Genomic DNA, 10322 nt, shown 5'->3' on the forward strand with positions numbered 1-10322 from the left:
GGTGGTTAACCATCTAACAGTAAGAGAATAAAAGGATTTACCATCTAACCCTTAAAGGTATGCGGAGAGATACATAACATGGATACACTATCGTCAGAATTCGTTACAGGCACCTGTCGATACCCGATTTCCGTGGTTCACCGTCCGTCCACATTCTCGAGTAATGACTACCCAACCGACCCCCCAGCATCAAGAACCCACTAATAGCGATCCACACCAGAAACATCAGTCAACGTGGGGTATCGTCGCCGGCGCGAGCCTCATCTCGACAGGGTTGGCAGCCTACGAGATTGTGCCCGCGAGCGTCTCCCCGCTTATTCGTGACTCGCTGGGTATCGGGCCAACAATCGCAGGCTTCCTCGTTGGAGTCATGTTCGGTACTGCAGTGATTGCAAGCCTTCCAGTTGGTGCGGTGCTTGACCGGACAGACTCTAGAAACGTGATGGCACTCGCCGTTCTCACACTACTTGTCGCCGGAACGTGGGGATGGATCGCTGGACGGCAAGGGAACTACCGATCAGTGATTGCGTCGCGAGCGCTTGGGGGGGTCGCCTACGTCGTCGTGTGGAACGCTGGCATCGATATCGTGAGTCGAGCAGCGACTAGCGGGAATCGAGCAACCGCTGTCGGCATTTTCACCGCAAGTGGCCCGATCGGATTCGCGCTCGGTCAAGGAACCGGGCCACTCATTGCGCATCGATTCGGGTGGCCTACAATCTTTATTGCGTTCACGGGGCTCACAGTCATGGGTCTCATCGTATTCTGGCCAGCAAGTCGAGGGATCGGGACGAGTCAGGGAGATGCCCCCTCGGTTCAGGAGTTTGGTGCAGTTCTTCGGAACCGGGAGGTCTGGTCTGTCGGATTGCTCGGGTTTCTCGGCTATTCGCTGTACTTGTTCGTGAATAGCTGGGGCGCGTCGTATCTCACGACCGAGCTTGGCCTGTCACTCGCTGTGAGTGGACTCCTGGTGGCAGTGTTCCCCGCAATCGGGGTCGTCTCTAGAATCAGTAGTGGCCTCCTGTCTGACCGCGTCTTCGGTGGTCGCCGCCAACCCATCGTTTTCGGGTCCTTCGCAGCTGCTGCTCCGCTCGTATTGGTGTTCACTCAGTTTCGGTCACTTCCATTACTCGTTGCGCTCCTGCTGCTCACCGGGTTCGCGGTTCAGCTTACGCTGGGGCTGTCTTTCACGTATGTCCGGGAAGTCGTCGATTCAAGAGTCGCTGCGACAGCCGTCGCGTTCCAGACGAGTGTCGGGTTAGCGGGGGCGTTCCTTGCCCCGATTGTAGGCGGCGTTGTTGTCGACCGAGCGGGGTTCGATACGGCATTTCTACTCGCTGGAGTCGTCGCTATCTGTGGAATCGTGGTTGCATGGCGAGCTCCAGAGCCAGGTTACTCGTAGAAAGGGTTCAGCAACTGTCTTTCACGCTGTCAAGTCGTGGTACTCGGCGCTGAACAGCTGTTGGTGCTCTTCAACTGGAAAGGATTCTGCGACAGTTCGGCTCTCGGTGATGAACGTCGGTACGTCGGTGGCGCCGTTTTGACGTGTAGGTTGAAACCCTCTGAAGTTGATAGTTTTTCATCCTCAATCGCTCAGTACAGGGGACTCATGAATCGCTCAGTACAGACGTAGCGACGAGCGATTGCGGAAGTGAGTATCGCAGATCGGTAGTAGCGATTCGGTATTTAAATAGTCGCTAGCGGCGCCGACGGTCGATTATAAATGGCAGGCGGTGCGGTGGCGCGCCTGCGAGCGGCCGGAGCGAAGCGGAGGCCGCGAGCCAGCCCGCGAGGGACGCCGCGAACGCCCGCAAGGGCGTGAGCGGCGAGGCTGGGGAGGCGTGAGGTGCTGTGCGGTGCTGTGCGGTGCTGTGCGGGGCGGGACTCAAAGGGGCAGTCGCGAGGCGGGCGCAGGCGACGTAAGCACCGCAACGAGGGAGCGGTAGCGACCGAGTGAGGAGCGCAGCGAGCGTGCGCCCGCCTCGCGACTGGGGATTTGAAGGCCCTCACCGCAGCAGCGTCGACCGCTTATAAACAGCCGACAGCAACACGGTGATCTGACTTATAAATCCCCACGCCATCACACTGAGCGACGTACTACACCTACTCCCGCACAAGATCAAGAAACACTATTCAGTAACCGGCTATCTCAGACGAGAACATATCTGAAGAAAAGGATTTCAACAGAGCCACATATCCGGCTCTGTTGAACCCACATTCTTCAGAGATACGATAGGCTGAAACAGCCGGTTGGTGAGAGCTGCGTGTGTTTCGTCGCTATCCGATGACGAAGAACCCGCTCCACACGAGGATAGAGGCGAGGATCGCGGCGATGAACACTACCGCCGTAATCACCTGCGAACCCCGACGGTTGTTTTGACGAGCGGCCACGATTGCCGGAATAGCAGTCACCACTACAGCAGGCACCACCGTATAAATCACTGTACTGGGAATGAATTGGTCGAGTCCGATGGTATCGAAGACGATCAGTGAGACGAATTGTACGGGCAGTATCGCGGCGACCGACACGATACACAGGAGGGAGAAACCGACATCACGCAATCCCACATTGAGGGTCTTGGAGGACATCGCCATATGAATAATCCATAGTGCTCCGACAAATACTTACACCCGAGAAAATCGGTCGGCTTTAGGTAGGTTAACTCCCTGTGTTGACCGCAACCGGGCCAGAATATATCATTTGTTGAGGATTTCAACAGAGCCACTTCTTGTGGATCAAATTCCTCCATGCGGTCAAGCACCTAGCAGATCGGTACGAGCTGCTGCTGCGCTGATGGGTGGTGTGTGCGTAAATGGAGCAACACCTATTCGACCTCCCATGATGGTGCTTCCTTGGCACGTAGGCCAATCAGAGCCACGCGTTCTGAAACGCTGTTGAATCATCGGCCTTTGACCACCCCAGTACCTATTTACGCACTCTGAGGACTTAGCAGGCTTTCATCCTATCAGAGCCAGGAGTTCTTATTGCTTGAAGAACACGTGCTACGTGACGCTGAACGGCATTACCAGCCAGTATGTCGGGCGGCGGGGAAAGCGTACTGTTAATTCCCTCAAATACCGAGATCGCGGAACGTCCAGTCATTCGAGAGATCGGCATCGAAGCCCATCTCTTCGACGAGGTCTCGGATACGCTGTTCGACTGTCTCGTCGAGTTCGAAGGCGTAATCCAACTCATCGTACCAGTCGTAGTACCGTGGCATCCCCGGCCAGTGGCTGTCTGTTTTCAGTCCGTAGACGCAGTCGAGCAGGTAGCGACGATATGGCATATCGTCACGGGTGACGCGAGGGAGCGTCCCATTGATCGATTCGTCTCGTACCAGCTGTTCGAGCAGGTCGACGGCAGCGTACTGGTCAGCGTAGAAGGCGTGTTCGACTGTTGGGCTGACGGAGAAGATGTCCTCCGTCGTACGGGCGTGGAGCTGGTCGACGACTGAGTGGTTTGGATGTCCGATTCCCCACCCATAAGCATGGACTTCCTCGCGTGCGACATCGTCGCTTTCGGGAGCGTTGACCGCGACAGTGTTCAGATATTCGAGTGCCTTGACCGGAATCGCCTCGACACCATCGGTTATCCGCGTTCGAATAAGATATCGCCCGACAGCGTTTGCTATTGTGGGCGTGACGAGCGGAAATTCGGCCTTCTCAGTGGGCTCATGCGCATCGATTACATCCGCAAGGAATGGCCAACCGTGTACTCTCGTTGCATCGTCGAGTTCGTTGCTGACGCGCTCGTAGTATGGCCAGAAGACGTCCCGAAACGTATCTCCACTGCTGTCTTCCTCGACTGCAGTCGAGAGTGCTGCTTCGAATTCGACGACTGCGTAGTGTAGGGCATCCACGTCACCGTCGGAGAAACGATCAAGCAGGTTATCGAGTTCGGCAACCTCTTTGTTCCGTTTTTGGCTTGGAGATGAGTCAGATTTAGACCTCCCCGAATCGGTCGAGGCCGAGAACGTGTCCGATTGGACATCGCCACAGTCGTGAAGTCGGAGATGAGTGAGTGTCTCGAACGACTCCCCGCAATCGTCGCACTCGTGAGCCATAGTCCGACTAGAGGCATGTGGAGGAAATGTGTTCCCCCTGGAACCGGATTGCGGAACTAATCTCTCTCCCCTAGCGAGTACCGACCTTCCCCAATCTCGATGTCTCTTATCGAGATGGACGAGGACTTCTGCGTGTCCGAGTCAGTATCTCGTAGTGGCTTCGACTCCCGAGTCTCGTCGAACGATCTTTCGACGTATCGCTCAGCGATCGTACGTTGAGTGGCCGGCGTATGATTCGACACCACTGTATGACCGAACGTCGCTCGCGGGACTGGAATCAGATGTTCGGACGATTTCGGAGACGTGGTTCTGCCACGAGTGCCACAACTCGGTCGAAAAGTTCGTCTGTTCGCTGCCGCTCGCTTACTTCAAATTCGAGACCCATGACCGCTATGCGGGATCGACGAGCTACGAGATGGACACCCTCTTTCGAGTGTTCATGTTGAAAGAACTCCACGGATGGGACCACGAGACAGCACTCGTCGAATTCCTCGAGTGCCACCCTGAATTGCGTGAGCAACTCGGACTCGAGAGCGTTCCGAATCAGTCGACGCTCTGGCGTAGCTGGCACGAGCGCTTCACGGGTGAGTTACGCGAGACGGTTGAGACGGCTGCCCGGACGGCCCTGATCAATGCCCAAAACGCGGGTGTGAGCGTTCCGCGTGACCCGGACAGGACGCTCCCTCAGCGAGGAGACAGTACCGGAGACTCCGATCCGGACGAGCAGACCGTGCTGGAACAGGCGGGAACGATCACGGATCACGTCAGTCGCGTTGTCTTCCCGGCGTTCTCGATGGATCGCGGAGAGGGCTGTGAGATCCACGAGAATGCCTACTGGGACTTACAGACCTATCTCGGCCTCCGCGAGAACTTAGCTGCCAATGAGGGGGCTCGGAGCTTCATCTACGAGTCGACGCGTAGTCGGACACCTCTGGGGCACGCCCATCGTGATCAGATTCGTGACCTCTCGATAGCGGAGATTCGTGAGATGTACCGTCAGGCCGTGAAACGGCTATTGGATGAAGTCGCGGAGACAGAGCAGTTCTTCCGAGCCGGAATCGTGGCCATCGACATCACTGAAGCTGAGCCCTTCACCGGTGATAGAACAGGTCACGAGGATGAGATCATCGGGACAAAAGAGAAGACCGACGAATACGCCTATCAGTGGGCGACCGTCCAGCTCGTCGGTAATGCGGTCCCGATTGTCTTAGACGCAAGGCCGGTGCGGCGTGGCGAGAGTCGGCTGGAAATTGTCGAGGATCTACTTGACTCGGCTGAGGACCTCGTCCACGTCGACAGCGTGCTGATGGACAGAGAATTCGACAGCCAACACGTCTTGGAGATGATTAGCCAACGCGGGCTCACGTACGTCGTCCCAAAGCGGATGCACACGAGCGAGAGAGCCCAGGCGAAACGACTCTTGAAGAGTGAGACAGATCGATACGTGAACGACCGTAAGCTCCACTTGGGCAAGAATGAGTGGCACCAGACGACGCTCGTGTACCGTCGAAACGAGAATTCTGAGCACACTGACCACCGGCAGTATTCGGTGTTCATGTGCAACGGTAATGTGGGACTGCTGAGTGAGTACGGCTATCGCTGGGAGATCGAGAGCGGCTACCGGAGCATTAAGCGGTTCATGGCCGCGACAACCTCGAAGAACTTCGTACTGCGATTCTTCTACTTCGCGTTCGCCTGTCTGCTGTACTCAATCTGGCGGGCCGTCGACCTCCTCGTGCAAGTCGAGTTGACGGGTGAGTACGAGCATTCCCCGATTGTGACTGCGGACAATACGCTCACACTGTTGAAGAAGGAAACTGGAGTCGGGTAATCGCCGATATTGAGCCAGTGAGAACAGGAGTAACGAGCGGCAGCGCTGTTCTGATCTCTTCAAATACGCAGTTCTAGTTGGGATACTAACTGGAAGTGGTGTCCCGGCCCGAGTGTGAACCGTGTCAAGTTCGGTGGTTCGGCTGATATCGTGCATACCAGCGGTGCTATAGCCGCCGTAGTCTCAACTTCCACAACCTCGGAGGATAGATTTGATGCGTGCCTTCGAATCAGTTCGAAATGAACTGGAAATAAATCATAGTTGACCTCTTGTACCCCGTCAATATCGACGGCACCGACAGGGCGCTCCGACGACTCATACAACGGCATAGATGTGTCCGTAGACGTTGCCGCAGATTATGACTGATGGGTCACGGTCGGTTCTCCAACGACTTCAGAGGCTGTGGAGATCGATATCGACCATTGGAAACACGATTACCTTGCTCCATATGGCAGTTGACGCGGGATGGGCGAGATTCTTGTTTGAGTATTTGGGTTGGCGGTTGTAGCTCGATACTTGGACAACTCTGAGGGGATGGTTTGCGTGGGGTACTCTCATATCGATGTCGGCGAGTTAGGTGATGGCGCTACCAAGGTACCCAAGGAGCCCAACAGTATATCGCGGTAACTCTCATTACGAGTGTGAGGGGTACACCGCCGCGTTCATACCCCTTCGACGGAGAATAGGGTGGCGTCTCTGAGAACAGCCTGCACGCGGCGGTGCCAAGCGTCAGCGAAGGCCTCCCGTTGCTGGTCGCTTGCCGATCCGTCGAGAATCCTCTGGAGGTTCCCGATTGCGGGTCCACCGCTAGGAACGTCGCTGACGTGGTAGGCCACTTCGACGGTCTCGTCCGTGTCGGTTCGCCGGAACCGGAACGTCGGGTCCGCCGTGTCCGGGTCGAACCCGTCGAAGCACAGGAGGTCGCGGCGGCCGCCATAGCCGCCGGCGAGCCCGCTGAATCCGTCATCGCCGGTCGCGCCAGTCACGTACGAGATGATACGGCTCATCACGCCGTACGCAGCATCCTCCTGCGGGCCGGCCGTCTGGACCTCGATTTCGCTCCGGACTGGATAGTCGTCGGGATACAGGGCGTCGAGCCCGAGCTGGACGATCCGGTAGGCGCCCGAGGCAGTCGGACAGGAGTGTCCTGCCTCTTTCACCGCGTCTCTATAAGCGATGACGAACGGCTCGCCCGGTTCGAGGACGTCGAGGGCCTCCGCGACGGGGTCGCGGATTTCGATCGGCTCGACGTCGTAGTCGACCTGCCAATTGGTTCTCGTCTGGGTCGTGTCAGTCGCAGTCGAATTCGATGTCATGAGTTGTGGTTGTGATCGTGTCTCGTGGTCAGTAGCGGAGCAGTCGCATCCCGTTGAGGATGACGAGGAGGACGCTGGCCTCGTGGACCAGCATTCCCGACGCGAGGGTGACGTAGCTGGTGAGCACGCCCGCGAGGAGGACGGTCACGGTCAGCACCGCGATCCCGACGTTCTCGAGGACGTTCCAGCGCGTCGCCTTGCTGAGTTTGACCGCGTACGGGATGCGTTCGAGGTCGTCGGCCATCAACGCCATGTCAGCCGTTTCGATAGCGGTGTCCGTTCCCGCAGCACCCATCGCGATGCCGACATCGGCAGTGGCCAGCGATGGCGCGTCGTTGATGCCGTCGCCGACCATCGCGACGACGTGGCCGTCGGCCTGGTAGCCCTCGATGACGGACTGCTTGTCCTCGGGGAGGAGTTCGGCACGGTACTCGTCGATACCGACCTCCTCGGCAACGGCAGCGGCCGTCCGATCGTTGTCGCCGGTGAGCATCACCGTCTCGATGCCAGCGTCTTGGAGCGCCGCGACGACCCCAGGAGCGGCCTCCCGGAGCTCGTCCCGCATCGCAATCGCGCCGATGATGTCCCCGTCCCGAACGACGTGGACGACTGTCTCGCCGCGCCCCTCACGCTCGCGGACGTAGTCGGCGACCCGATCGGGGACATCGACGTCGCGGTCGTCCAGCAGCGCGCGGTTGCCGACGACGACTTCCTGGCCATCGGCATGGGCGATGACGCCCTTGCCGGCGACCACGTCGAAGTCGTCGGGATCGGGGACCGACCTGCGCCCCACGTCCGTATCGTCCGCTTGGGCGACCGTCGCTCCACCGTCCGTCGCAGCCGTCTGGCGTTCGCGGGCCATGTCGACGATGGCGTCCGCGAGGTGGTGTTCGCTCTTCTTCTCGGCGGTCGCTGCGAGCGAGAGGACGTCGGCGGCGGCGACGCCGAACCCCTCGATGTCGGAGACGGTGGTCTCGCCCTTCGTGAGCGTCCCCGTCTTGTCGAAGGCGACGAGATCGATCTTGCCGGCGCGTTCGAGGTGTTCGCCGCCCTTCATCAGCACGCCCGACCGGGCGGCGTTACCGATGGCCGAGACGATGCTGACCGGTGGCCCGATGACCAGCGCGCCCGGACAGCCGATGACCAGCAGCGTCAGCGACAGGATCGCGTTCTGCGTGACCGCGTACGCGCCGATAGCCAGGGCAATGACGGCCGGCGTGTAGTACTTCGCGAACCGGTCGATGAGACTCTCCGTGGGCGACTGAGCCTCCTGGGCCTCCTCGACGCGACGGATGATCCGTTCGAGAGTCGTATCCGATCCCGCTCCCGTCGTCCGGATTTCTAGCGCGCCCTCCTGGTTGACCGTCCCGGCGTACACCTCGTCGCTGTCGGCCTTGTGGACGGGCGCGCTCTCGCCGGTGACCGGCGCCTGGTTGACTGCGCTCTCGCCGTCGACGACGGTTCCGTCGACCGGGATCTTCCCGCCCGGCTTTACGACGACGACTTCGCCCTCTTCGACATCGCGGGCGGAGACCTCTTGGAGTGTCCCGTCGCGACGGACGGTCGCCGTGTCGGGCGTCATCTCCAGTAGCTCCTGAAGTGCCGTCCGGGTCTTCCGCATCGTCCGGCCTTCGAGGTAGCTGCCAAGGCTGAACAGGAAGACGACGGCGGCGGCTTCCCAGTACTCCCCGATGACGATAGCACCGATGGCGGCCAGCGTCACCAGCGTCTTGATGCCGAGCGTCCGGTTGGTGACCTCGTGGTAAGCGGTCTTGGCGATGTCGTAGCCACCCACGACCGTCGCGAGGACGAGGATGGCGGCGCTTGCCATCTCGAAACTCGTGAGGTAGCCGAGACTCCAGCCACCGCCGTACAGCAGGCCGCTCGTCGCCGTGACGATGGCCTTCCGGTGGTTCCGGTAGTACTGCGTGATCGATTGTTTGTTCATAGTGTTAGGCGGGCTGGGGAGTGTACCCCTGGTTTTCGATGGTCTCTGCGAAGGCGTCGGGGTCAGTGACGCTGTCGTCGTACTCGATCTCGACGCGGCCGGTCGCGTAGTGGACTTCGACGTGCTGGACGCCGTCGACGTTCGACAGGGCGCGTTCGACGGTACTCGCGCAGGTCGGGCAGTCGAAGTCGAGGACGCGGAATTGGGTTGTGTCGCTCATTACAGTTTGAGATAGTGCCCGTACCTCAATAAGTATTTTTTAGATGATATGTTTGAATTCGGATACGGGTCGTTGGAACAGTCAAACGGGTCGTCTAGGGCTTTCGCTATCGCGGGTCCATCCTGTACTGGATACCTCGACAGACACCTACCCGACTCCTGCCCCGCTACCTTTTCCCGCGTGCTCGCGCTCAGTTCTCGTATGAGTGATTCCGATACCGACCACCGTCTCGACGACATCGCGGTGCGAGACACTCGGATTTCGGACGCCATCGACGAGCCAATGCGGGCGATGGTCCTCGACATTCTGTCCGAGGAAGCCCTAACTGCGACCGAGGTCCACGAACGCCTCGACGATCGCGGCATCGACCGGACGGAGAACACGGTCCGCCATCACATCAACGAGCTCCGGGATGCGGGCCTCGTCGACGTCGTTCGCTTCGAGGAGGGGCGTGGTGGGACGACGAAGTACTACCACGCGAACACGATCGTCCTCTCGTACTCACTACCAGATTCGGCCGACGCCGCCGTCGAGGAGATGATCGACGCTGCCCAGCCCCAGATCACGGACGCGCTCACTACGCTCACCGACGAGTACGACGACGCTATTGAGGAGATCGTCGAGGATATGCAGCCCTGCGAGCACTGCCAGACCCAGAAGTACGAGACGTACGTTCTTCTGACCGTCCTGCGACGTGCGTTCGTTCGCGCCCACAGAAATTCCTGAGGGGGAACCACCCCTACGCTGGCAGGGTCTTAGAAGGAGAACCGATCACGCGCGGATTGCATCGCGAGGCGAGTCAGGAGTCGCGCAGGGCCACGCTTTGGGAGGTCCCGTACAGTCTCGATGCTGGTCGGCGGTTCACTACCACCAATGTCTAACTCCCAGCCTGTCTCGTCCATGAAGCGTTCGACAGCCTGATTTACTCGCTGTCGCACGTCGTCCG

Annotated in this window: 8 protein-coding genes and 1 pseudogene; 4 read left to right on the forward strand and 5 right to left on the reverse strand. The window is 59.1% G+C overall.

Annotated elements, in window-relative coordinates; genetic code table 11:
• The first annotated feature begins 163 nt into the window (after positions 1-163).
• The gene (locus tag FGL94_RS17440; RefSeq protein ID WP_095638109.1) at positions 164-1399 is read left to right on the forward strand and encodes an MFS transporter; all 1236 of its coding nucleotides are present in this window, start codon (positions 164-166) and stop codon (positions 1397-1399) included.
• Between the two features lie 875 nt (positions 1400-2274).
• Here the strand turns inward: FGL94_RS17440 and FGL94_RS17445 are convergent.
• Both FGL94_RS17445 and FGL94_RS17450 read right to left on the reverse strand, forming a co-directional pair.
• The gene (locus tag FGL94_RS17445; protein ID WP_144927964.1) at positions 2275-2592 is read right to left on the reverse strand and encodes a hypothetical protein; all 318 of its coding nucleotides are present in this window, start codon (positions 2590-2592) and stop codon (positions 2275-2277) included.
• A 476-nt stretch (positions 2593-3068) separates the two neighbouring features.
• Positions 3069-4061: a hypothetical protein gene (locus FGL94_RS17450; RefSeq protein WP_144927967.1), complete on the reverse strand. Its 993-nt coding sequence runs from the start codon at positions 4059-4061 to the stop codon at positions 3069-3071.
• A 154-nt stretch (positions 4062-4215) separates the two neighbouring features.
• On the opposite strand from FGL94_RS17450, the gene FGL94_RS17455 reads away from it, so the two are divergent.
• Positions 4216-5892: a transposase gene (locus FGL94_RS17455; protein ID WP_095638106.1), complete on the forward strand. Its 1677-nt coding sequence runs from the start codon at positions 4216-4218 to the stop codon at positions 5890-5892.
• A 349-nt stretch (positions 5893-6241) separates the two neighbouring features.
• A pseudogene (locus FGL94_RS18700) lies at positions 6242-6519 on the forward strand (site-specific integrase); the annotation flags it as partial.
• Positions 6520-6554: 35 nt separating this feature from the next.
• Here the strand turns inward: FGL94_RS18700 and FGL94_RS17465 are convergent.
• Genes FGL94_RS17465 through FGL94_RS17475 form a run of 3 tightly spaced genes read right to left on the reverse strand, consistent with a single transcriptional unit; the run spans position 6555 to position 9376 of the window.
• A complete protein-coding gene (locus tag FGL94_RS17465) occupies positions 6555-7208 on the reverse strand; it encodes a hypothetical protein (protein WP_006186940.1) in 654 nt (217 codons plus the stop codon).
• A gap of 28 nt (positions 7209-7236) precedes the next feature.
• A complete protein-coding gene (locus FGL94_RS17470) occupies positions 7237-9156 on the reverse strand; it encodes a heavy metal translocating P-type ATPase (RefSeq protein ID WP_006186939.1) in 1920 nt (639 codons plus the stop codon).
• Between the two features lie 4 nt (positions 9157-9160).
• Positions 9161-9376, reverse strand: coding sequence for a heavy-metal-associated domain-containing protein (locus FGL94_RS17475; protein WP_004048661.1), 216 nt, complete (start codon positions 9374-9376; stop codon positions 9161-9163).
• A gap of 201 nt (positions 9377-9577) precedes the next feature.
• Here FGL94_RS17475 and FGL94_RS17480 point away from each other — a divergent pair, with 201 nt between their 5' ends.
• Positions 9578-10102, forward strand: coding sequence for an ArsR/SmtB family transcription factor (locus tag FGL94_RS17480; RefSeq protein WP_004048660.1), 525 nt, complete (start codon positions 9578-9580; stop codon positions 10100-10102).
• Positions 10103-10322: the final 220 nt, after the last annotated feature.

The sequence above is a fragment of the Halorubrum salsamenti genome (genome assembly GCF_007671685.1).
GTDB lineage: Archaea > Halobacteriota > Halobacteria > Halobacteriales > Haloferacaceae > Halorubrum > Halorubrum salsamenti.

Bases quoted from the DNA above. Each gene is read 5' to 3' on its own strand.
- FGL94_RS17480 (WP_004048660.1), top strand. From the start codon at position 9,578: ATGAGTGATTCCGATACCGACCACCGTCTCGACGACATCGCGGTGCGA.
- FGL94_RS17445 (WP_144927964.1), bottom strand. From the start codon at position 2,592: ATGGCGATGTCCTCCAAGACCCTCAATGTGGGATTGCGTGATGTCGGT.
- FGL94_RS17475 (WP_004048661.1), bottom strand. From the start codon at position 9,376: ATGAGCGACACAACCCAATTCCGCGTCCTCGACTTCGACTGCCCGACC.
- FGL94_RS17470 (WP_006186939.1), bottom strand. From the start codon at position 9,156: ATGAACAAACAATCGATCACGCAGTACTACCGGAACCACCGGAAGGCC.
- FGL94_RS17450 (WP_144927967.1), bottom strand. From the start codon at position 4,061: ATGGCTCACGAGTGCGACGATTGCGGGGAGTCGTTCGAGACACTCACT.
- FGL94_RS17465 (WP_006186940.1), bottom strand. From the start codon at position 7,208: ATGACATCGAATTCGACTGCGACTGACACGACCCAGACGAGAACCAAT.
- FGL94_RS17440 (WP_095638109.1), top strand. From the start codon at position 164: ATGACTACCCAACCGACCCCCCAGCATCAAGAACCCACTAATAGCGAT.